Genomic DNA, 23814 nt, shown 5'->3' on the forward strand with positions numbered 1-23814 from the left:
TTGGTTTAATTGGGATGCTTCCAAATGTCGGCATAAGGATTTGAAAAGGTGTTGACACTGTTTTGTCAGTATGATGGCTGCCTGTTGTAGTTACTCACCCGATCTTGCTTCGCTCGACCACCCTCTCTTTCGCTGTGCGACAAAGAGGGGATTGGGGGATAGGTAGTTTGTCATAGAATTGAGGCGGTAAGTTAAGTTTTAAAATAAGGAGCGCCAGCAAATTTATCTAACCAAACAAAAAAATACTTAGTTTTATGCCCATGATCAGATGCCTTGTTGTTGATGATGAGCCATTGGCCCTGCATATTGTTGAGGATTACATATCAAAGGTGCCTTTTTTGGAATTGGTTAAAGCTACAACCAATCCTATAGAGGCGTTGACTTTGGTACAGGAAGGCAATGTCGACCTGGTTTTTCTGGATGTGCAAATGCCTGAACTTACGGGTATACAATTTTTAAAGATAGCAAATGGCAAAGCCAAAGTAATATTGACCACTGCTTACCCAGAGTACGCGTTAGAGGGTTATGAGCTTGATGTGGTTGATTATCTGCTTAAACCCATTGCTTTCGATCGTTTTTTTAAAGCGGTGCAAAAAGCGCAGGGGATTTTGCAGCCATCTGCCAAACCTGTCGCGAGTATAGAATCGGCACCACAAAATGATTTTTTGAGCGACTTTATTTTTGTGAAGAGCGAGCATAAAATACAAAAGGTGTATCTGCGCGATATTTTGTTTATTGAAGGGTTAAAGGACTATATCTCTATTTTTAGTTCGGGCGAGCGGATCATCACGCTGCAGAATATGAAAAAGATGGAAGATGCTTTGCCTGAGCGGCATTTTGTGCGGGTGCATAAATCATATATCGTATCGCTAAACAAGATTGATAGCATTGAACGCAGCCGTATTTGGATAGGTGAAAAAATAATACCCGTTGGCGATACTTACCGCGACCAGTTTTTTAAGATCATCGACGGGAAGAATATCTAAGAAACTGTTTAAAAAAGATTGGGTATTTTTTTCATATAAACACCAAAAACAAATGTCATTGCGAGGAACGAAGCAATCGCACGTAGAAAACCGGTCTTGCAAAGTTCGCGATTGCTTCGTTCCTCGCAATGACAATAGTTTTATTATTTTTTAAATAACTGTATGAAAGAGAGATTCAAAACGCTGGATATTTTCAGAGGAATATTTTCCAGCTTTGTTATCTTTTTCCATATGACGGCGTTTTCTGTCACACCAATCATCAATAATAGCTTTTTTTATAACGCCTATCTGTTTGTTGATTTCTTTTTTGTGTTGAGTGGCTTTGTGATAGCCTACACGTACCAAAATATAGATAGCTGGCCGGCATTTGGCAAGTTTTATAAAAAACGCTTTTTTAGGCTTTACCCATTACATGTTATTGTTTTGCTTTTATTTTTAGCTATCAACTTAGCAAAACACCATGCCTCGGGTTATGTGCATGTTAACGAATTAGGGTATGGCATTGATAATTGGCGTAGCTTTTTAGCCAACCTGTTCTTACTCAACTCGGTAAAAATGCCAGGGATACATGATGTCAGCTGGAATATTGCCAGCTGGTCAATAAGTGCTGAGATGATTGCTTACCTGGTATTTGGTGCAGTGGTAACGGTTATCAATACAAAAAAACTGCATGCGTTTAAATCATACATCTACCTAATTATTGCTGTTGGCGCATTTTTGGCAATGGCCGCACTAACACATAGCTTTAATATTGATAATACTTTTGACTACGGCTTTCTGCGTGGGATAATGGGCTTTTTTACAGGCGTGTTATGCTTTAACTTGTATAAATTTATTAAAGATAAATACACCACGTTTAAGTCACTTGCTTTTAATATACTTGAACCGGTTTGTTTGGTTGTTATAGTGGTTTTAATATGCTTTGGAGAGATGTTAAAACCCATCAATTTTATTTTTGATATTTTCTTTTTCATCACTATCCTGGTTTTCGCTTTTGAAAAAGGATGGGTGTCGGCAATGCTTAATAAATCAGAGCTGTTACACAATATGGGCAAGTATTCGTATTCTATCTACATGATACATACGCTTTTGCTCAGTTTGTTTAACGTGTTTTTTATCAGGCTATTAAAGCTACCCCCATCGGCGTACTGGTATTTGTTTATTGTTAATTACCTGATTATATACATGGTATCGGCCTGGACGTATAAGCATATAGAAATGCGGTTTAGCTTAAAACCCTCCCCCAAGGGAAATAGCGGATGGTGGTTATGGTAATTGGCGTTAAAATGGCATTGCTTTAAGTAACAAGATTGATACTAAATATTATTAAATCGATATTTTAAATATTGCCGATTGTTTTTTATTATATCTTTATATTCTCCCCGGTAGTTTTATTGTAATTAAACTTGTATCTATTGAATTATTAATCGCTTATTTACATTTTAAAGCATTACCTAAATGTTAAAAAGATTACCTAAATACTTATTGCTTTTTCTGATTGCCTGCTGTATAAAAAACGTTGCCCTGGCGCAAACTGTTGCCGATAGTTTGAGCGCTAAGCAAACAACTGTGTATGCCAATGTTGAGCGCGATTTTTATAAAAAGATGGGCCCGCAATCAAGGTTATATAATGGCATGGAGTATGATCTTTACAATCCGCATATGAAAGGCAACGCTTATTATGACGATGTAGACAGCTGGAATAAGGGATCGGTGTTTTATGATGGGTATTTGTACACCAATGTAGATATGATGTACGATATATATAAGGATGAAGTAGTTATTTTGATTTATAACAACTTTATGCGGATAAGCCTTATTAGTGAAAAGGTAAGAGATTTTGATTTACTCCATCAGCACTTTATTTATCTTAAAAATGACCCTGCTAACAGCAGTTCATTAAAAACCGGGTTTTACAATGAACTGTATGGTGGCAAAATTCAGGTTTTGTTGAAAAAAACAAAAAGCATCCAAAACTCCACGGATTATACAGGGGATATAATACCATACTTTTCGCCGACAAAAGATTACTATCTATTTAAAAACGGCAAATATTATACAGTAAATGGCCAGGGTGCTTTTTTAGATGCTTTGAGCGATCATAAAAAAGAAATCAAGCAATTTATCAGAACTAACAATATCAAATTTAAGAAAGCACCTGAACAAGCCATGACCGCAATAGCAGCTTATTACGACCATTTAACTGATTAATATGAAGAGAATATACTTCACCATTATTTTTCTATTTATTACAAAGCTATTGCTGGCACAAAATTCCACAGGCAAAACAGTTAGCGTAAATTATAACCAGGCCGGTATTGATGCTGTAGTAAAGGATTTGGAAGCACAAACCGGATACCATTTTTACTATGACCATGCACAATTTGACAGCCTGAAAGTAACCCTGCAAATAAGCGATGCTTTATTCGAGAATGTGCTGAATATGGCTTTTAATAATACAGCCTATCATTATGCCATTGTACCATCAAGCATGGAGGTTTTTTTAACTAAAGGCAAAGTAATACGCACACAATTAGCCGCAGGGTATTTTAATAGTTCAAAAACCAATATTATTAGTCAGGCTGTGCCGCAGGCCGATTTTAGCATGGATAAAGAAACTCCTGCAACGGAAGCTACTACAGAAAATAAGTTGTATTCGATAGGTATCAAAACCAATAATATTGAACCGGGGAGGGCTATAATATCCGGTTACGTTAGGGATGCTAAATCAGGAGAGGCCATTGTAGGAGCGAGCGTTTTTACAACTGATGCAAAAACAGGGGTGGTATCAGATCAATATGGTTATTTTACCATTACCCTGCCAAAAGGAAGGCAAACGCTAGTTATACACGGCATTGGCATGAGGGATACACGCAGGCAGTTGGTTTTATATAGTGATGGCAAATTGAATATTGAGATGCAGGAACAGGTATACTCCTTAAAAGAGGTTAAAATTTCTGCGGATAAAGTTGCCAATGTGCGTAGTAACGAAATGGGGGTTAACCACCTGGATATAAAAAGCATTAAACAAATACCCGCCATATTTGGCGAGGCTGATATTTTAAGAGCTGTTTTAACTTTACCGGGTGTACAGTCGGTTGGTGAATCAACAACTGGATTTAATGTTCGAGGTGGCGCGGCAGATCAAAACCTAATATTGCTTAACGATGCCACAATATATAATCCTTCGCACTTTTTTGGATTCTTTTCGGCATTTGACCCCGACATGGTGAAGGATGTTGAACTATACAAGAGCAGTATCCCTGAAAAGTACGGAGGCCGTTTAGCATCGGTGCTTGAAGTAACAGATCGTGAAGGAAATAAAAAGAAATTTACAGGTTCGGCAGGTATTGGCTTGCTTACCAGCCGTATAAATATTGAGGGGCCTATTATCGAAAATAAAACATCGTTTATATTAGGTGCGCGTACTTCATACTCGGATTGGTTGCTTAGCGCCTTGCCGCAGGAATATAAAAACAGCGAAGCCAATTTCTACGATATTAACCTGGGGATAAGTCACCAGATTGATGATAAGAATAATATCTATTTAACCGGTTATATAAGCCATGATGGGTTTAAACTTAACAGCGATACTACCTATAAATACGGCAATAAAAACGCGAACATAAAGTGGAAGCATAATTTTAATAATAAGCTGTTTAGTGTTTTTTTGGTTGGATATGACCGTTACCAGTACTCCGTTTCGAGTGATGAAAACCCGGTAAATGGGTATAACCTTAACTATAATATCAATCAGTCTAATTTTAAAGCTGATTTTACATATTATCTAAATCAAAAAAACACCTTAGATTTTGGGTTAAGCTCTATTTATTATAAACTGAATCCAGGGAATTTTGAGCCTTATAACAATCAATCGCTGATATTGCCTGATGTTGTTCCTGCAGAGCAGGCGCTTGAGAGCGCTTTATACCTGGGTGATAAATATGATATAACTCCCGATTTTACCGTCGATTTGGGTATAAGGTATTCTATTTATAATGATCTGGGAGCGCAAACAGTTGATTATTATGCACCTAATTTGCCAAAAACAAGCGGTAACGTAATTGATAGTGTTACTTACGGTAAAAACAAGATAATAAAAACCTATACTAAGCCGGAGATAAGAGCATCTGCCAGATATAATTTAAATGATAATACATCGCTTAAGGCTAGTTATAATACACTTACCCAATATATCCATTTGTTATCAAATACAACGGCTATATCTCCTACGGATATATATAAGTTAAGCGACCCTAATATTAAACCACAGTCTGGCGATCAGGTATCATTAGGAATATATAAAAATGCACAGTCAAATACGATAGAAATGTCGGTGGAGGTGTATTATAAGCGTATCTGGGATTATCTTGATTACAGGGATGGGGCTACGCTACTATTGAATGACCATATTGAACAAGATGTGATTAATACCAATGGCAAGGCTTATGGGGTTGAAATGTTATTGAAAAAAACAGAAGGTAAATTAAACGGCTGGGTAAGCTATACTTACTCTCGTACTTTCTTGAAGCAGGATGATCCAAATGCTGGTGAACTAATAAATAATGGCAATTATTACCCTGCAAACTATGATAAACCTAATGATTTTAATTTTACAGGGAATTATCGTTTTACTCACCGGTACAGCATATCACTAAATGTTGTTTACAGTACCGGGCGCCCTATAACATTGCCAGTGGCTAAATATAATTATGACGGATCGGATCGTGTTTATTATTCTGACAGGAATGCATACCGGATACCGGATTATTTCCGAACCGACTTTTCAATAAATATTGAGGGTAACCATAAAGTACATCAACTTACACATAATTCATGGTCGATAGGGGTTTATAATTTAACCGGAAGGGCAAATGCATATTCTACTTACTTTACCGAACAGGGCGGTGCTATAAATGGTTACCAGCTATCGATATTTGCTAAGCCGATACCTTTTATTAACTATAATATTCGCTTCTAGAGGATGATGACAAATAGAGGATATACGATATTATATACTTTGGCAGCCTTTTTTATAATGAGCTGTACAAAGCCCTATAACCCCAAAGTTATTGCCAGTGCAAATAACTATTTGGTTGTTGAAGGAACGATAAATACGGGCGGTGACTCAACCATAATTAAATTAAGCCGTACGGTTAATTTGAATGCAGCTACTACAACTAATCCTGTAACGGATGCTACAGTTGCTATACAGGATGATCAGAACGTGTCGTACAGCTTACAAAGCCTTAATAATGGTTATTATACAAACCCAATTCTTAATCTTGTTAACACACGCAAATACAGGCTTAGTGTCACTACCAGCGATGGGAAAATTTACCTGTCGGATTATGTTACACCGATAGCAAGCCCGCCTATTGACAGCATAGGATTTAATGCAGGAAGTAATAAACAACAAGGAGCAGGTGTGCAAATTTATCTTAACACGCACGACCCCAATAATAATACCCATTACTACCGTTGGGATTATGTTGAAACCTGGCAGTTTAATGCCAAATATGAATCGCAATATATATCAGATGGTACTCAAATTATTGCTCGTACCCCGGCTCAAAATATATACTCGTGCTATGGGAATAGTATTTCAAACAATATTTTACTGGGCTCATCAGCCAAACTATCACAGGATGTTATTTCGCAGGCTCCTATAACCTTTATCCCGTCAACATCAGAAAAAATTGAACAACGGTATAGCATCAACATTAAACAATACGCGCTGAGCGCGGATGCTTATAATTATTTTGCGCTATTAAAGCAAAATACCGAAGATCTGGGGAGTATTTTTGATGCGCAACCTGCACAGCTTACCGGTAATATTCATTGTACTACGGATGCAACATTGCCGGTTATTGGCTATATATCAGCAGGGGCGGTACAACAAAAACGTATCTATATAAATGAAACGCAGCTCCCGGTTGCCTGGACACCAACGTATCCTTACGATTGTGAACTTGATTCGGCTTATTTTTCGGCCCCGAAATCAGGCGTAAACGAAGTACAAATATATTTAATACCATTACCTAATAGTAGCATTCCTGCAGTGCAATTCTTTAAGGGAGGGCCAGCTCCTGCTGGCTACTTATATTCAGATGTGGATTGCGTTGATTGTACTATACGCGGTACTGTAACAAAGCCAGGTTTTTGGCAAAATTAAAATAGCGTTCGAAATGATTTTATACATTGATTTAAAACATAAAATGAATACCTATAAAAAAAACATCTTTTGCTTATTTGTATTAACAGCGATAACTGTTAATACATTGCAAGCACAGGTATTACCTGATGTACAAACCGGTTTTAATCAATACAATGCGAATACGGTACAGGAGAAACTTTTTGTACATACTGATAAAAGCGTTTATACCGCCGGCGAGTTAATGTGGTTTAAAGTTTATAATGTTGATGGGGCTAATCATAAACCAATTGATTTAAGCAAGGTTGTATATATCGAAGTTCTGGACAAAAACCAAAACCCTGTTTTGCAGGCTAAGGTAGCTATGAAAGACGGTGAAGGCAGCGGATCGTTGTTTTTGCCTATATCATTAACAACGGGCAATTTTGTACTGCGGGCCTATACCAGTTGGATGAAAAACTTTAGTTCTGATTTTTATTTTTATAAAAAGCTAACTATCATCAATCCTTTAAAGTCTCCGGCCGCGGCATCAAAACAGATTGCTTCGAGTTATGATATCCAGTTTTTTCCTGAAGGAGGGAACCTGGTGAATGGTGTACCAAGCACAGTTGGTTTTAAAGCTACTGATGAATATGGTAAAGGGGTGAATTTTAGAGGCGTAATTATTGATAAAAATAATGATACTGTTGCAAAGTTTGAGCCGTACAAATTCGGGATGGGACATTTCTATTTTACCCCTGATAATCATAACAGCTACAAAGCTGTTGTAAAATTGAATGATAAAACTTTAATTGAAGACCTACCTAATATTAGCGATAATGGTTATACGTTAAATGTAAAAGATGGCGGTAGTAACCAGTTGCAGGTAACTGTGAATACCAATATGCCTGATGGTAATATTTTCTTGTTCGCTCACACAAGGGGCGTTATAAAAGATGTTGAAACCGCGGTTGTTAGTAGCGGCAAGGCTGTTTTTGCTATTGATAAAAGCAAGTTAGGAGATGGTATATCGCATATAACTATTTTTAACAGCCAGCGCCAGCCGGTGTGTGAAAGGTTGTATTTTAAACGCCCGGTTAATCAGTTATTTATAGTTGCCGGTACCGATGCTCAGCAATATGCTACCCGTAGAAAGGTAAAAGTCAGCATAAATACAAAAAATAGTAGTAATGCTGTTACGGCAGACATGTCGCTTTCCGTTTACAGGCTTGATTCATTGCAACATGCTAGTCAGCAGGATATACAAAACTATTTGTGGCTAAGTTCTGATTTGAAAGGGAATATTGAGTCGCCTGATTACTACTTTAAAAACACAGATGCCGCCGCCAATGAAGCGCTTGACAATTTGATGCTTACGCAAGGCTGGAGCCGGTTTGCATGGGCTGATGTTTTACAAAATAAAAAGCCTGAGTTTAAGTTTTTACCAGAATACAATGGGCCAATTGTAAATGCTAAAATTACCAATACCATAACTAATACACCCCAAAACAATATGATCGCGTATTTGGGTATACCGGGCAAAAGAGTGCAATTATACGCGGCACAAAGTGATACTACAGGTAACCTGATATTTAACATGAAGGATTTTTATGGGCCGGGTGAAATTGTTATACAAACCAATACGCTACGTGATACATCAGTTCGTATTGATGTGATGAATCCGTTTTCAGATCAATATTCTAAAATTAAGCTTCCTGAGTTTAGTCTAACTCCTGCCATGCAGTCAACAATTGAGGATGATAATTTGGGTATGCAGGTTCAGAATATATATAATGGAGAAAAACTAAGACAGTTTTATGATCCGAACATAGATAGTAGTGCTTTTTATGGTACTCCGTTTAAAACCTATCTACTGGATAATTATACCCGCTTTTTAACAGTTGAGGAGGTAATGCGCGAATATGTAAGCGAGGTAAATATAACTCACACGCATAATCAGTTTCATATAAAGGTGTTGAATAACAATCAGTATCTGAACGATGGCGACCCAATGGTATTGATTGACGGCGTGCCATTTTTTAATATAGATAAAGTATTTGCAGCAGATCCGTTAAAACTTAAAAAGTTAGAGGATGTGCCGTTTGTGTATCTGTTAGGGCCGTCATACGAGGCCGGGATATTTAGTTTCAGTACTTATAAAGGTGATATGGGAGGTAATGAAATTGACCCACATGCTGTGATAATGGATTATGAAGGCCTGGAAATGCAACGCGAATTTTACTCGCCTGAATACGATACGGAGGCGGCTCTGGCCAGCAGAATACCCGACTTTAGAAATGTTTTATACTGGGCTCCAAATGTAATTACCAATAAAAATGGAAACGGCGGGCTGAGTTTTTATACCTCAGATGAAACCGGGAAATATATTGGCGTTATACAAGGCCTGACCGTTGATGGAGAAGCAGGAAGTCAGTATTTCACCTTCGACGTAACAAAATGATAAAAGAAAAGGCTGCCACTATTAGTGACAGCCTTTTCTTTTAGTTATAAACGTATTAATTAAAACAACGCATTTTGCATTAGGTTGGCGTTAAGGCCCTGCCCGTTTGTGCCATTGGCAAAACCATAAAGCCAAATGGTATATACCCCCTCAGATTGTACAGTTACTGCATTAACAACCCCTAATAAATTACTTGTGCCTGTTTGCACTATTTTTAAAGTGTCATTCCCCGAAACTGGTATTGTTATAAAAGAAGACACTTGTTTATACGATTTATTTGAAACTATTACTTTCCCACCTATTACCAGGTCAACATTTGGCGCATTGGGGCTCATATTAGCCAATCGAATAGAAGCGTTACCGTTTGCAGGGGCAACAAGGGTGTCTGTAGTTAATAAAAAATCGTGCTTGGCAACTAGATTGGCAAAGAAAAGGGTGTATACCTGATTAACTTTGATGTTAATTGTATCAATAGCTATAGTAGTTAAACTGCCTGTATCAAAAAAACCGGCCTTAGTTACGCCAGTTGTCGATTTAAAATAAGGGATATAATTGCCGTATGTTAATGCTGCGCCATTAACTATGCTGCTATTGATATAAAAATCTGCTGCCGGTGCATCCGGCGAAGCCGCAACCACTGATAATACACCGTAAGGCACATTCGTGTTAGAGGAGTTGTCTGATTTTGTACAAGACGATATTGACACTGCCAGCAAGCAAGCTATTCCGGTTAACAAAGGGACTGTTCCGAGTTGGTGAACTCCCTTAATTTTGGTAAAGTTTAAATTCATAATAATATTATAATTGGAGTTGAGTTTGGGGCGTTTTTTTATATAGAAAAACACTCTGGATTTTTGTTTAACGTAAAAAAAGTATTAATGGTATTTATTAATGTAATAATTGTAGCCTTAAGGGCTTAAAGTGTTGCAAATTACGGGTTTTATTGTTTTGTAGCCTAGTTTAATTATTGGCTATAGATCGCTATCTAGCTCATCCAATAAATACTCTTTTTTATCGTTCGCATATTCCCAGAACATAACACCGGCCATATCGTTTTTACGAACATATTCACATTTGTTTTTTACCGACCACTCATCATCAAAGGAGACAAATTGTTTGGTATCGGCATTATATAAATAAGGAGCCTTGGCGGTTTTGTCTTTATAATATTTAAAGCCTTTTTTGTTTATCAAACTATCTTTTATGTAGGTGTAGCCACCACCAAGTTGAATACGACCCCCAACAACTTTTACGCCTAAGCCGTGCTGATCATTATCAATAACTTTAAATGAATGGCCATAAAACGCAACGCCCATTACCAGTTTGTTTGCCGGCACACCCGCTGCTTCAAAATCGGTTACCGCGCTGGCTGCATATTCATCTGAAGAATACTGTTTTGAGGCGAACAGATTAGTGTGGTGTATAGCAACGCTGTCTCCGTGCGAATAATCGTAGGTCATGAGGTTAATGTAGTTGAGGTATTGGGCAACTTTATCCATCTCGGTATGCAGCAAAAATGTTTTAAAACCACCTACTGCTGCTGATAAAAGCATTTTTTTACCTGTTTCATGTTCTACGCTATCTAATCCATGGCGAAGATCGCGGAACATTAGGGTGTAATTTTGTTTATCAGCATCGCGATAGATATTTCCGGCACCTGCCATGCCCGGGTATTCCCAGTCGATGTCTATACCATCCAAGTGGAACTTGCGTACTAATACAATAGCGCTTGCTACGAAAGCCTGCCGTGAAGTATCAGAAAGTACAGCATCAGAAAAATTCCTGCTCCATAGCCAGCCACCAATAGAGATCACAACCTTTAAATCGGGATTTGCTTTTTTTAGACCGAGCAGATACCTGAAATTTATAGTATCGGTTTTTAAATTGGTTAAAAAGGCGCGGTTGTTTTTAACGTTAACAAAGGCATAGTTAATTACATTAAGCTTTGAGGCATGCACCATAGTGGTGTCCACCAAGCCATGATAACCACCCACGTAGCCTATAACAACATACTTGTGCTGTTTTGCTGATTGTGCATTTACTGTCGGGCTAAAAACAATAGTTATAACTGTTGTTAAACCTACCGTTAGCAGTTTGTTAAGGCATTTAAGTTTCGGCATGGTGATTATATTTTTAGGCGTAATCTTCGTTTTTCCATTAATCCGACCAGCCAAATAATAATAAGTGCGGTAGCCAATGAGCGCAGCAGGCCAATTATGCCGCTGTTAAATACTGATGGGTAGGTAACATTAAACAATTCGAGTAAAGCGATCTGGAAATAAGGGATAAGATAACAGGTTAAAGTACTTGTACCTGCGGGGCGTATCGCTTTAAACCAATTGATTTTTCCTTTGATGTCAACCAGATAAATAAACAGCTCGAGCATTAAAATGGTTAGCCCGCTGCTAATGAATACCCATGCCGGTGTTGAGCGTATTTTGGAAATGCCTTCGGTATATGGCCTTATGATTAAACCACCTGCAATAAGAGCTATTCCTATTATTCCGAAAAGCATCCATAGCTTTTGTGTTTTCTCGATTTTTACCAGATGGGCATATAATCCAATAGTAACCACGCCACCCATGGTTAAAACTACTGCTGAGCAATCGCCAATTATCGGCAGGAAGTCATGATCAAGGAATGTGTGTGACGCGATATTCATAGCTGCAAACAATCCCCATATAACAATTAGGGTAGTTAGTTTACCTTTTGAGAAGTAATAAACCAACGCGCATATTAAATAAGACCAGCCGATAATGCCCAGGATGCCCCACCAGGAGGTATGCATCCAGTGTGGGTGTGCAAGGTCGCCGCCTTTAAATATTACAGCTAGCGCAATTAATAAGGCCAAACCAGAGCCCATTATGGTATACTTTTTAGCTTTCGCCATAGTCTCAGGATAATCAAGCCATATTATAAAGAAACTTAGCGTGATCAGTATTTCCCACACCGCCTTTGGTAATATGGCTGCAGGGCTATAGCTCTCCAGGTTTACATGGTAAAAGCCCATAATAAGCAGCGCGGCACTACGGCTGATGATGTAGAATAGTACCTGCCATGTTGAGTCTCCTTTGCTGATTCGGCTTTTTATAGCCAGTGGAATTGATAAGCCGGCGATAAGTAAAAATGCGGGAAATATTGTATCGGCAAAACCAAGCGCGTCCTCGGTTTCCTTTGCGTGGTCGAGCCAGGTAGGGATGCCAGCTACACTGCTTGCATCATTAACAAATATCATTAATAGCATGGTAAGCGCGCGAAGCACATCAATAGATAAAAGGCGCTTTGGAAGTTGTGTCATATTGGCTAATTATCATTTATGTATATACCCCGGCGGTATTTACAAAGTTGAAAGATACCAATTACTGATAGAAATTAGATCGATGGTTATAACATCTTTACGAAAACGGCCACTATATAAATCCTGCAAGTGATTGATAATAGGCTAAATAGCGTGTTTTCTTTAACATGACATCAATTTATTAGCATTTGTTACAAAAAAAATCAAAGTTCTAATTCCATCTGGATATTACAGCGTTCATATGGCGAGGGTGCTCCGCTAATCTTTTTAAAACCAAGTTTATGATATAAGTTGATGGCAGGTTTAAGGATGGTATTACTTTCGAGATAAAGCTTCTTTGCTCCTTTTTTGCGTGCTTTTTTGATTGCTGCGTGCCCAAGTAGCAGGCCGATCCCTTTGCCTTTGGCAAGCGGACTAACCGCCATTTTAGCCAGCTCGAAAACTTTGCCGCTTGTTTTTAGTAATGCGCAAGCGCCAACAGGTTCGCCTTTATATAGGGCGATGAATATGTAGCCACCTTTATCCAAAATATATTCCTGCGCGTGGTCCAACGATTTATGGTCGGCCTCTTCCATTTTAAAATACTGGGTTATCCACTCTTCGTTCAGGCGTTTAAAGGCGTGGTGGTATTGTGGTTCATAGGGTACTACTTTAACATCTTTGCTTTCACGGATTTTCTTTTCATCCTGAACTCGTTTCAACAGATCCTTTTGTTCCAGCAGAAACTCCCATTCTTCAATCGCTTTCCAAAGGTTGTATTGGGTTTCGTGCAGTGCATTTTCAATCGCTGCATTTACATCGCTGTATTGGTCTTGTATTTTTTCGGTAATGGCTTGGCCCTGCGCTGTTAGCTTTACATAGTTTTTACGAGCATCGCTTTGGTTTGGGCTTTCTTTTACTAAGCCCTTTTTAATCATTTCTTTAACAATAGTACTTACAGAGGGATGGGAATGGCCAATTTCCACTGCTATTTGTGTAATAGATTTTTCTTCACCGGTTGACAGGGCATAAAACACTGGGAACCATTTAGGCTGCATGTCAATATCATACAAACCATACACCTTGCCAGCCTGCTCGGTAATGAGCTCGCTTAAGCGACGAAGCCTGCTACCCAAGGCCATTTTGCCGGTTTTATTGTAAATATTCATATCGATTACGTAATTGATTACGTAAATGTATTCAGGTAATTTGATAAATGCAAATTATATATTAAAATAAGGGTTGAATCGTGTGCGCCAATGGAGAAGTATTTCTAATTCCAGAAATACTTCTCCATTGGCGTGATTGAGGTTAGGATTATCTTAGAATAAAAAACCTTTTAAATAAAACTGGGCATTATCGCCCCAATTTTTGGTTAGGCTTAATAAAGTTGTTTTTAGCCCGGCATTGGTTGTCAGTTTGCCTTTTTTGGGCTCTTGAATGGCATTGTCGGCAATAGGTATATCGGTTACTTTGGTTGCAACCCATAGCATGTTTTCGTGTGGTACAGCTACTTCTAATATCATACCCGGCAAACCATTAAATGATTCTGGGCCGCCAGAAACATGTATTTTTTCTGTATAAAAAGCAACCACATATATTGAATCCATCATGATGCCGTTTGCGCGCCTACAACTGTAGCCCGCAACATCACGGGTCTCGCCGGTTATCTTCCATTTAATTTTTCGGGTTGTATCCTTTACCAAAAAGGTAGCTTCAAATACTATTTTCTGATTGGTGGTTGTCCTTGTTTTTAAATCAGTATAAACCGTATTGTTTTGATTAGCCAATGGGAAGTTGAAAAATCCACTACCTGCATTATCTGGCTCGATAGGGGTAAATAAGGTTTTATCATCCGAAAAAGTAAGTGTGCTTTTTAATGTTTTGAATTGTGGGTTTGCTTTTTTATAAGCATCAAGAAAAGGCCGAAAGAAGGCTTCGTTTTCTGGGTTTATCTGCTTTTCTAGCATTGCATAAGTATTACTGGTTTTGTTATACTCAATAGTGCCCGATGTAGTAAAATGGGCATTCTGTGCAAAAAGATTAAGCCCTTGTATTAAAACTGCAATTAAAAATAGTATCCTTTTCATAATTAGTTTGCTGATTTAACTGTACCGAATTTTGTGAAATCCCAGGTTACAGAAAGCATAAAAAATCTCCGGATGCCTGTGGTGTTAGTTTGTGTGGTTGTATTACCCGATATACCCCTGGTAAAGTTTAAGTTTTGGTTGAGGAGGTCATTTGCCGACAGTGATATTTTAAGTTTATCCTCCTTAAGGAATGTTTTAAAAATATAAGCATTTAGTTTAGTCAAATGCTGCGCACTGAATGCCTGTGTAGCCGCGTTGTATGTATAGTTAACGCTTGAGCCGGCACCAAATTTTAGCGGGAGGTATAAATTAAATTGACCGTATCCATTAAAACCGGCAGCATTGTTATTGGTAAGCGGCTGTAAAGACATGCTACTAAAAGTATAAGAGGGGCCGCCGTAAAAGTAAAAATCGTATTTTTTCTGCACGTATTTATCGAAATAAAGCCCAGCGGAATAAGAATGGCTGCGGCCCATATCAAGCTGGCTGTTAATATAACTGTACGATATGCTGCCCGCAGTACTTGCGTCTAACCCAACCTGTAGATCAATAGGGCTGATTTTTTTGCCCAGCGATGCATTTATATTATAATTATATGGGTTTTGGTTACTAAGATTGGTGTAAGTGGTGGTGTTTACGCCTGTAGATTCATTATAAGATGTGTTATTTGCAATTGCATTATACGTATTGGAAAAAGTAGCCCTAATAAATACCTGCTGGCCGCTCACAACTTGATATGAGTTATAATACATGCTCAGGTTGTTGTTGAAAGCTGGTTTAAGGCCCGGATTACCTGTGGTGATATTTAAGGGATCGTTATTTATTGTAACCGGTTGTATTTGGTCAATAGTTGGCTCGGTATTATTTCCATTATAATTAAACCTGAAAGTCTTATACTGTGAGAATTTATACATGAACATAGCCTGCGGAGCCCAGTTTAAAAAGGATCTGCTTAATATATCGCCGGTGTATTCATCAACCTGTGTGAAATTAACGTCGGAAACTTTGGTGCCAAAGTTTAAAGTTGCTTTTTTATATTGATAATTATATATGGCACCAAGCTGATTGGTTAACTGGTTAAATTTATAATCGTTGCTATTAGCGCTATCAAAAACATTGTACTCACCACCTGGTGCAGACTGGTTAAATGACTCCCGGTTGCTGGTGCTGTTGTTTACTGCAAAACCATAGTTAAAAAGTAAAGATGTTTTGGTAGTGAGCGGTTCGGAGTAGGTGATATTACTATTTAGTACCGAACTCACCGTATTAGTAGTTTTGTATTGATTGGTAATGTTGGTGCTATCCACTTTTTGGGTGGTTGGGTTAAAATAATCAATCTCGGAGTTTAAATAACCCTCAGTAGTGCTTTTGTTGTACGACTCGCTGAGGCTCCAGGATAATGTACGCCTTGGCTTTTTAAACTTTTTGGTGTAAAAAGCACTAGCATCAAATATTTGCTGATTACCGTGATTGGTAATATCCCTTTTATCTGTGTTTATTTTGTTATTAGCAGAATCTGCAGTAGTTGTGAAGTAATTGTTATTCACATGGAAATTTTTAAAGGTTCCATCTACGCTGATTTTTAGGTCGGAAGTTGTATCCAGCTTTATTTTATAGGTAGCGTCAAGTTTCTGGCGAAAAGCATAATCGTTAAAGTTTTCGGTGCTTTTGGTATTAATAATTCCTGTTGGCAATGTTTGCTGGCTGGTAGTGTTGGTAGCTCCGTTTACATCAATCGATCCTATTTTATAGTTTGTATTGATGGATTGGTTATCATTATCAAACTTATCATCATAATGCACACCACCTGATCGGGCTATGGGTATACCTTTACCATCATAATAACCATTAAAAGAATCGAGCGCATCGTTGCCTCCGTTACTGGAAATTGATATTCCGCCATCAACAAACTGAATATCATTATTATTTACACCCAGGTTGTTGCTGTCCTGAAAGCCAAGCCCGGTCTTGCCATCATTAGCCAGTGTGCCGTAAAGCGAGAATTTTTGCTTCTCTTTAAATTTATTGTATTGCAATTGTCCTTCGTAGTAGCCATCGGTACCCTCGTTGGCATCTACCTTGCCAAACTCGCCGTTCTTTTTATCGGCCTTGAGTTTAATATTAATAGTTTTTGTGGTTTTGCCATCATCAATACCAGTAAAAGTAGCCTGGTCGCTTTTTTTATCATAAAGCTGTACTTTATCAACCATGTCGGCACGGATGTTTTTGGTTACGAGTGTAGGGTCATCTCCAAAAAACTCTTCACCATCAACCAATACCTTGGTTACTGTTTCGCCTTGCGCAGTGATTTTGCCATCCTTATCAACTTGTATGCCAGGGAGCTGTTTTAACAAGTCCTCTACCTTATCATTAGGCTGTATTACAAATGATTTGGCATTGTATTCTGTGGTGTCTCCTTTTATTTTTATAGCCGCTGCCTTTGCTTTTACAATAACATCGGCCAATAAGCGCGATCTCAAAATCATATCAATTTTTCCAAAATCGTGAGCGGTATGGGCAGAGTCAATGGTGAAATTGTCCACATAGTCCGCATATCCCGGGTAGGTTATCAGTAATAAAAATTTTCCCTTGGGTAAGTTGTTTATGGTGAAGTTGCCGTTGGTTTCGGCCCAGGTGAACGCTTTGAGGATAGAGTCCCTGGCGTTTAAAACCGTTATGGTGCTGTTAGCTAATTTAGAATTTGCGGCCGAATCAGCAACTGAGCCTTTTATGGAATATGAATTTTGCGCTTGCGATGACAAGCCCCACATACAAAGAATGACTGCAATAATTGTGAATTTCATTTTAGGTCTGATAGTGAAACCTAAAGTATAACTAAATTTTTAGGTATCAAAACATTTAACGTTTATTAACAATTAAATGCTTGTGAATGTAGTAGTTAAAATTGAGCCGGGATGATAAGCAGTTTCTTAAAAAGGAAATAATTAATGTGCGCCTTTTGTGCAATAATTATTGCCAATAATTTACTAAAATCATTTAATATTGGGTGATTTTTTTATTTTTATTGAATTATTTTATAAAAATTAAAAAATAATTAGCTTTTTTTCGAAAACACTTCATAAATTACAGTTTTTAAAATAACTGGTTAATATATTTTACACACTAAGTAATTTTTCATGCAAGAATCAGCTTATTTTAATGAATATTCCCCAATTAATGGTGTTTGGGATGAAATGTATGGCCAAAATGCAGAGGTAAGGGAGCATTATCGTAAGGTAATTGAATATATTTCTAAAGAATCTGCCGATGATCTCAATAAAAAAGAAGAATTAGCCAAGCGCCTGTTCATGAGCCAGGGTATAACCTTTACTGTATATAATAGCGGCGAAGGAATTGAGAAGATATTTCCTTTTGATATTATCCCCCGCATCATCACCGCTCCTGAATGGGCATTTGTTGAGAAAGGTATTAAGCAACGTTTAACCGCGCTTAACCTGTTTTTGAAGGATGTTTATAACAATCAGTTTATTGTAAAGGACGGCATCGTTCCAATCGATATTATTTACTCATGTCCGCATTTTTTGCGTGAGATGTATAAGTTGCAAGTGCCTTATGATATTTATATCCACATCTCAGGTATTGATTTAATCCGCGATCACGACGGCACTTTTTATGTTTTGGAAGATAACCTGCGCACGCCATCCGGCGTGAGTTACATGCTGGAGAATCGCGAGATAACCAAGCGTTTATTTCCCGATCTATTACCGCAGTGCGGGGTTAGGAGTGTTACGGAGTATCCTACAATACTATACAAGAATCTGTTAGCCATATCGCCAAGACAGATCAGCAATCCTACTATTGTGCTGTTGAGCCCGGGTATTTATAACTCGGCATATTTTGAGCATACCACCCTTGCCCGTTTAATGGGTGTTGAGCTGGTTGAAGGGCGTGATTTGGTGGTGAACAATCACAAGGTATATATGAAAACGACCACCGGCCTACAACAGGTTGATGTTATTTACCGCAGGGTTGATGATGATTACCTTGATCCGCTGGTGTTTAACCCCGGGAGTATGCTGGGTGTGGCGGGCATTATGGGTGCTTATCGCAAAGGAAACGTGGCTATTGTAAATGCCATAGGCAATGGGGTAGCCGATGATAAAGCGGTTTATACTTATGTGCCGGATATGATAAGATATTACCTGAACGAAGAACCCATACTGAAGAATGTACCAACTTTCCAGTTAGGTAATGCCGATGAGCGTGAGCATGTTTTTAAAAGCATGGATACAATGGTGGTTAAAAAAACCAACGGCAGCGGTGGTTATGGCATGCTAATGGGCCATGCGGCAACCGAACAGGAAATTGACGAATATAAATTAGAGATATTAAAAGACCCACGCAATTTTATCGCGCAACCAACCATCAGTTTATCCGCAGCGCCATGTTATATGCAGGGCTCTTTGCAGCCAAGACGCATTGATTTAAGGCCTTACGCTTTATACGGCCCTGATGGGATAGAAATTGTTCCGGGTGGATTAACAAGGGTAGCTTTGAAGGAAGGATCACTGGTGGTAAATAGCTCGCAGGGTGGGGGTAGTAAGGATACGTGGGTATTGGCGTAAGCCCCCTCTAAATCTCCCCCGGTAGGGGAGACTTTTTTTGTATGAATAATAAACCCAATTTAAAGTCCTCCCTACCGGGGAGGATTTAGGTGGGGCTTCTAAAACAGAGTATATGTTAAGCAGGGTAGCAGCAAGTTTTTATTGGTTAAGCCGTTACATTGAGCGTAGCGACGGTATGTTACGTATGCTCAAAATAAATTACGCTTCATCGCAGGATGCTGTGCAGGAATTTACATGGGAGCCGGTGATCAGGATTTACGCGGGATTGGATGAGGAAGATGAAGGGCATGCACCTTTAGATACCGATAGCAGGGCTGTACTTAAATTTATGGTTACGGGTAAGGCCAACGCCAATTCGGTATTAAATATAATTACACTCGCCCGTGAAAATGCGCGCGGTGTTCAAGAGCATATCACCAAGGACCTTTGGCAGTGCCTGAATGAGTATTATCATACCATCAAAGACCCTAAAATAGAGAAAGCTTTACAGCGTGAAGATCCAATAGGTGTGCTGGATATTCTCATCAAGCAGGTAATGCTATATTACGGTACGGTAGAGATCACTATGGAGCGTGGCGAAGGCCGCAGCTTTATGAACATTGGCAAATACCTTGAGCGCGCCATCCAATCCGTGGATTTGCTGGATACCAAATTTGGTTCTATAGATGATAACCCAGATCTGCTAACAGATACTACTTACTGGAAGCATTTGCTGCTATCATTAGGAGGGTATGAACTCTACCTGAAAACTTATCGCGAGGGCTTCGAGGCCGAAAACGTATTGGAACAGGTGGCCTTGAATAACGATTTCCCCCGCTCGGTAATTTATTCGGTGAATAACATTCAGCGGTATTTTGAGCGGTTGAAGAACGAGAGCAATATCAACGATTTCCGTGAACTGTCGTTCCGGATCGGCAGGTTGCAAAGCAGGATAAAATACAGCTCAGTAAAGAGTATACGCGAGGAAGGGCTGCATACCTTTTTAACGCAGATCCGCAGCGAGCTTTATGGTATAGCCAACAGGTTGAACGAATATTACTTTGCTCATTCCTGATTAATTAAAACATTCGGTTAATATCCATCTTAATACATTACGATGCCTGAAATAGAAATTAAACATATAACCCGGTATATATACGATAGCCCTGTTCGCGATAGCGCAAACCAGATTATCCTATACCCAATAAATGATGATTACCAGGATGTGGTAAAGCAGGAGATCACAATTACCGGCAGCCCGCTTGTTGATACGCATATTGATTATTATGGCAACGAGGTGGGCAGCTTTACTTATGTAGAGCCGCACATGGAGATGACCATCAGCTCAAAGATCACGGTTAATACCAAACATCGGTTATTGCCTGTTAACGATATTTTCCCCGGCGAACAGTGGGAAGATCTGAAGCGCCTGCAAAGCATCGTCCCTTATATTGATTTCCTGAAGCAGGAATACTTCGAAGGATTAAGTGAACTAAAAGCCATTGTGGAAGCCGAAAAAGCAAAGGATGATACCCCTTACCAGGTTGTACTGCGCTTTTGTCAGTACGTATATGATAACTTCGACTACATAAAAGGTGTTACCACGGTTGATACCACGTTGGATGAGATCTGGAAGATAAAATCAGGTGTTTGCCAGGATTTTGCTCATATTTTGATGGAGATGCTGCGTATCATCAACATTCCCGCCCGTTATGTAAGCGGTTACATCTGCACTGGCCAAAACGGTATGCGCGGCGAAGGCGCCACCCACGCCTGGGCCGAAGCCTATATCCCCGACTACGGTTGGCTAGGCCTCGATCCCACCAATAACTGCATCGCCAATGAATCGCATGTGCGCTTAGCGGTTGGTCGTAATTTTTCGGATTGCTCCCCGGTGAAAGGTGTATACAAAGGCGCTGCCAAGCACAAGCTGCAAGTTGCCGTAACAGTTGACGAAGACGATAATTACTACAACCATGAAAGACAGATAATTGAAGTGCCCACCGCCAGTCAGGTTACCGAGGTATCCAAAAATAGCTACCAGCGGTATATGGAGATGGTTCAGCAGCAGCAACAACAATAGTATTTAGTAGCTAGTATCAAGTAGCAAGATCTGCCTGTACTGTTTCACGAAACAGGTGGAACACATGGTACATTTGGTACACTTTTAGGCCAATAAACGCCCGAAAAAGTACTGAAAACACGATTATTACACGCTAATTTGGCCGCTTTTTCGCCCTAGAAACGCCATTTTTGGTCTCAAAAACATCAAAAAACGAGTCTTTTTTAACATTTTTTGATGTTTTTTTACGAGTTTTAATCAGAAAAATACTGTTTTCAAACTTATTTGATCACCTTATTACGCTGAATTTGTTTCAGCATGAAACAAAAAAATAGACTATGAAACTCCTTCTTACCTCCGCCGGGATTAGTAATTCAAGCATCCGTAACACGCTCGTTGAACTCCTGGGTAAACCGGTTGCGCCGGCAGTATGATCATGACCCGCTATGGAACAACCTTCGGTAACCATACACTGCCTGCCGAAACCGATAAGTCGCTGAACCTGGTTGATTTTGAAATACACCCGCACTTGGATCATGAACAGTTCCCGGAGAATTCCCTGGACAATATACAAAAGTTAGCTGCCACGATACCAGTGCCATCATATGCGATTGATGATCAACCCGCAATTAAAGTAACCGACGATAATATTGAAGTTGTTTCCGAAGGACATTGGAAACTGTTTACTCCCTAATATCAGATCAATCTAAACATCCACCTTGTCATTCTGAGGAACGAAGCATCTATCCGCGTTCTATGGGAAAATGCTATTGTTTTTTAGGAGGCCATTCCATTATCTTAGAATTAAGAAAGTCCCAATTAGGATTTTCCGCTTCAATTAAAATATTTTTCCGACTTCTTGTCCATCCCTTAATTTCTTTTTCCCTTTCAATGGCATGTTGAATATATTGATGACGTTCATACCACACCAAATTAAAACATCGGTATTTTGCTGTGAAACTATCATTCTTATCCGAACCAAAATAATGTTCGGTTAATCTTCTCTCCAAATCGTTCGTTACACCGGTATATAGAACTTTCCGGTTATAATTAGTTAGTATGTATGTGAAGAAGTTATAATTGAGCATGGTACTTAAATGCATATTGGTAAGAATGCGGATAGATTCTTCGCTCCGCTCAGAATGACAATAAAAAGAGAGAACCCTATTCACCTTGTCATGCTGAAGAACGAAGCCTCTATCCGCCTATCTGCAAGCGCTGAGCCTATCGATAGATTCTTCGCTTTGTTCAGAATGACAAAAATGAGAAAACCTTAACCACCCTGTCATGCTGAGGAACGAAACATCTATCCGCTAATTTGCAAGCGCTGAGCCTATCGATAGATTCTTCACTGCGTTCAGAATGACAAAAAAAGAAGCGAACCCTATCCAACCTGTCATGCTGAGGAACGAAGCCTCTATCCGCCTATCTGCAAGCGCTGAGCCTATCGATAGATTCTTCACTGCGTTCAGAATGACAAAAGAGACAAGCCCTAACCACCTTGTCATGCTGAGGAACGAAGTATCTATCCGCTAATTTGCAAGCGGTGAGCCTATCGATAGATTCTTCGCTCCGCTCAGAATGACAAATAAAGAAGCGAACCCTATCCAACCTGTCATGCTGAGGAACGAAGCATCTATCCGCTAATTTGCAAGCGGTGCGCCTATCGATAGATTCTTCGCTCCGCTCAGAATGACAAATAAAAAAGCAGTTATTCCGCTTTCTTCACCGCAGCAATCAACTCCGGTATTTTAGGCACTTTATCAAAAGCCTCAACCAATTTACCATTACGACCATAAATTGCAATGTATGGAGTAGTAGCAACAGAATAATAACGTTGTAATTTATAGTCAGGATATTCGGTACCCATCAGCACGTTAGGTTGGGCGGCGAAAATGTAATCGCGGTGAAATTCCTTCAACATTTTTAACATGTTAATTTGGGTGAAGGTCACTAACACAACCTGAATGTTTTTAAAGTCCGTTATATGAGGTTTCAATTCATACATCAGGCGCTGACAGTGGCTGCAATCCGGCGAGAAATAAACGAACATTACCGCTTTGCCCTTTTTTAGGTTGGCGTTGGTAATGTAAACGCTGTCTTTACTTAAAATATGGAACGCTGGTATATTTTGAATATTTGGTGATGGGTTTTTTACCGCGGCATCTTGTGCCTGGCTGCAACCTGCTATGATGATCAGGCTTAAAAAAACTAATATTTTTTTCATTTGATTGATGTTG

19 protein-coding genes are annotated in these 23814 nt (G+C 39.1%); 11 read left to right on the forward strand and 8 right to left on the reverse strand.

Annotation, left to right across the window (positions count from 1 at the left end; all coding sequences use genetic code 11):
* The first annotated feature begins 260 nt into the window (after positions 1-260).
* The 6 genes from GSQ74_RS07790 to GSQ74_RS07815 all read left to right on the forward strand — a co-directional run bounded on the left by GSQ74_RS07790 (position 261) and on the right by GSQ74_RS07815 (position 9580).
* The gene (locus tag GSQ74_RS07790) at positions 261-986 is read left to right on the forward strand and encodes a LytTR family DNA-binding domain-containing protein (protein ID WP_158992729.1); all 726 of its coding nucleotides are present in this window, start codon (positions 261-263) and stop codon (positions 984-986) included.
* 162 nt (positions 987-1148) lie between these two features.
* Positions 1149-2261, forward strand: a complete 1113-nt coding sequence (locus GSQ74_RS07795) for an acyltransferase (protein ID WP_158991913.1) — start codon at positions 1149-1151, stop codon at positions 2259-2261.
* Between the two features lie 183 nt (positions 2262-2444).
* Positions 2445-3197 (forward strand): hypothetical protein, encoded by a 753-nt coding sequence (locus GSQ74_RS07800; RefSeq protein WP_158991915.1) that lies wholly within the window; start codon positions 2445-2447, stop codon positions 3195-3197.
* A gap of 1 nt (position 3198) precedes the next feature.
* Positions 3199-5967 (forward strand): TonB-dependent receptor, encoded by a 2769-nt coding sequence (locus GSQ74_RS07805; protein ID WP_158991917.1) that lies wholly within the window; start codon positions 3199-3201, stop codon positions 5965-5967.
* A 57-nt stretch (positions 5968-6024) separates the two neighbouring features.
* The gene (locus tag GSQ74_RS07810; RefSeq protein WP_216846702.1) at positions 6025-7161 is read left to right on the forward strand and encodes a DUF4249 domain-containing protein; all 1137 of its coding nucleotides are present in this window, start codon (positions 6025-6027) and stop codon (positions 7159-7161) included.
* A gap of 43 nt (positions 7162-7204) precedes the next feature.
* On the forward strand, positions 7205-9580 hold the full coding sequence (locus GSQ74_RS07815) for a hypothetical protein (protein WP_158991921.1): 2376 nt from the start codon (positions 7205-7207) through the stop codon (positions 9578-9580).
* A 59-nt stretch (positions 9581-9639) separates the two neighbouring features.
* Here GSQ74_RS07815 and GSQ74_RS07820 read toward each other — a convergent pair whose 3' ends face one another.
* The 6 genes from GSQ74_RS07820 to GSQ74_RS07845 form a co-directional block, all read right to left on the reverse strand.
* Positions 9640-10371, reverse strand: coding sequence for a DUF4397 domain-containing protein (locus GSQ74_RS07820; RefSeq protein WP_158991923.1), 732 nt, complete (start codon positions 10369-10371; stop codon positions 9640-9642).
* Positions 10372-10551: 180 nt separating this feature from the next.
* Positions 10552-11700: a glycoside hydrolase family 18 protein gene (locus tag GSQ74_RS07825; protein WP_158991925.1), complete on the reverse strand. Its 1149-nt coding sequence runs from the start codon at positions 11698-11700 to the stop codon at positions 10552-10554.
* 5 nt (positions 11701-11705) lie between these two features.
* A complete protein-coding gene (locus GSQ74_RS07830; RefSeq protein ID WP_158991927.1) occupies positions 11706-12878 on the reverse strand; it encodes a DUF5009 domain-containing protein in 1173 nt (390 codons plus the stop codon).
* Positions 12879-13081: 203 nt separating this feature from the next.
* A complete protein-coding gene (locus GSQ74_RS07835; protein WP_158991930.1) occupies positions 13082-14026 on the reverse strand; it encodes a GNAT family N-acetyltransferase in 945 nt (314 codons plus the stop codon).
* A gap of 153 nt (positions 14027-14179) precedes the next feature.
* Complete coding sequence (locus GSQ74_RS07840; protein WP_158991932.1) at positions 14180-14947, reverse strand: GLPGLI family protein; 768 nt, start codon at positions 14945-14947, stop codon at positions 14180-14182.
* Between the two features lie 2 nt (positions 14948-14949).
* Positions 14950-17751, reverse strand: a complete 2802-nt coding sequence (locus GSQ74_RS07845; protein WP_158991934.1) for a TonB-dependent receptor — start codon at positions 17749-17751, stop codon at positions 14950-14952.
* A gap of 333 nt (positions 17752-18084) precedes the next feature.
* Between GSQ74_RS07845 and GSQ74_RS07850 the strand changes: the two genes are divergently transcribed.
* The 4 genes from GSQ74_RS07850 to GSQ74_RS07865 all read left to right on the forward strand — a co-directional run bounded on the left by GSQ74_RS07850 (position 18085) and on the right by GSQ74_RS07865 (position 22268).
* Complete coding sequence (locus tag GSQ74_RS07850) at positions 18085-19533, forward strand: circularly permuted type 2 ATP-grasp protein (protein ID WP_158991936.1); 1449 nt, start codon at positions 18085-18087, stop codon at positions 19531-19533.
* 112 nt (positions 19534-19645) lie between these two features.
* A complete protein-coding gene (locus GSQ74_RS07855; protein ID WP_158991938.1) occupies positions 19646-20587 on the forward strand; it encodes an alpha-E domain-containing protein in 942 nt (313 codons plus the stop codon).
* A gap of 42 nt (positions 20588-20629) precedes the next feature.
* The gene (locus GSQ74_RS07860) at positions 20630-21595 is read left to right on the forward strand and encodes a transglutaminase family protein (protein ID WP_158991940.1); all 966 of its coding nucleotides are present in this window, start codon (positions 20630-20632) and stop codon (positions 21593-21595) included.
* Between the two features lie 409 nt (positions 21596-22004).
* Complete coding sequence (locus GSQ74_RS07865; protein WP_216846703.1) at positions 22005-22268, forward strand: Type 1 glutamine amidotransferase-like domain-containing protein; 264 nt, start codon at positions 22005-22007, stop codon at positions 22266-22268.
* 73 nt (positions 22269-22341) lie between these two features.
* On the opposite strand, the gene GSQ74_RS07870 is transcribed toward GSQ74_RS07865, so the two are convergent.
* Complete coding sequence (locus GSQ74_RS07870) at positions 22342-22677, reverse strand: GIY-YIG nuclease family protein (protein WP_371724290.1); 336 nt, start codon at positions 22675-22677, stop codon at positions 22342-22344.
* A gap of 295 nt (positions 22678-22972) precedes the next feature.
* Between GSQ74_RS07870 and GSQ74_RS07875 the strand changes: the two genes are divergently transcribed.
* Positions 22973-23110: a hypothetical protein gene (locus GSQ74_RS07875; protein WP_158991944.1), complete on the forward strand. Its 138-nt coding sequence runs from the start codon at positions 22973-22975 to the stop codon at positions 23108-23110.
* 175 nt (positions 23111-23285) lie between these two features.
* On the opposite strand, the gene GSQ74_RS07880 is transcribed toward GSQ74_RS07875, so the two are convergent.
* Positions 23286-23801: a thioredoxin fold domain-containing protein gene (locus tag GSQ74_RS07880; protein ID WP_158991946.1), complete on the reverse strand. Its 516-nt coding sequence runs from the start codon at positions 23799-23801 to the stop codon at positions 23286-23288.
* Positions 23802-23814: the final 13 nt, after the last annotated feature.

The organism is Mucilaginibacter sp. L196 (assembly GCF_009765905.1).
GTDB lineage: Bacteria > Bacteroidota > Bacteroidia > Sphingobacteriales > Sphingobacteriaceae > Mucilaginibacter.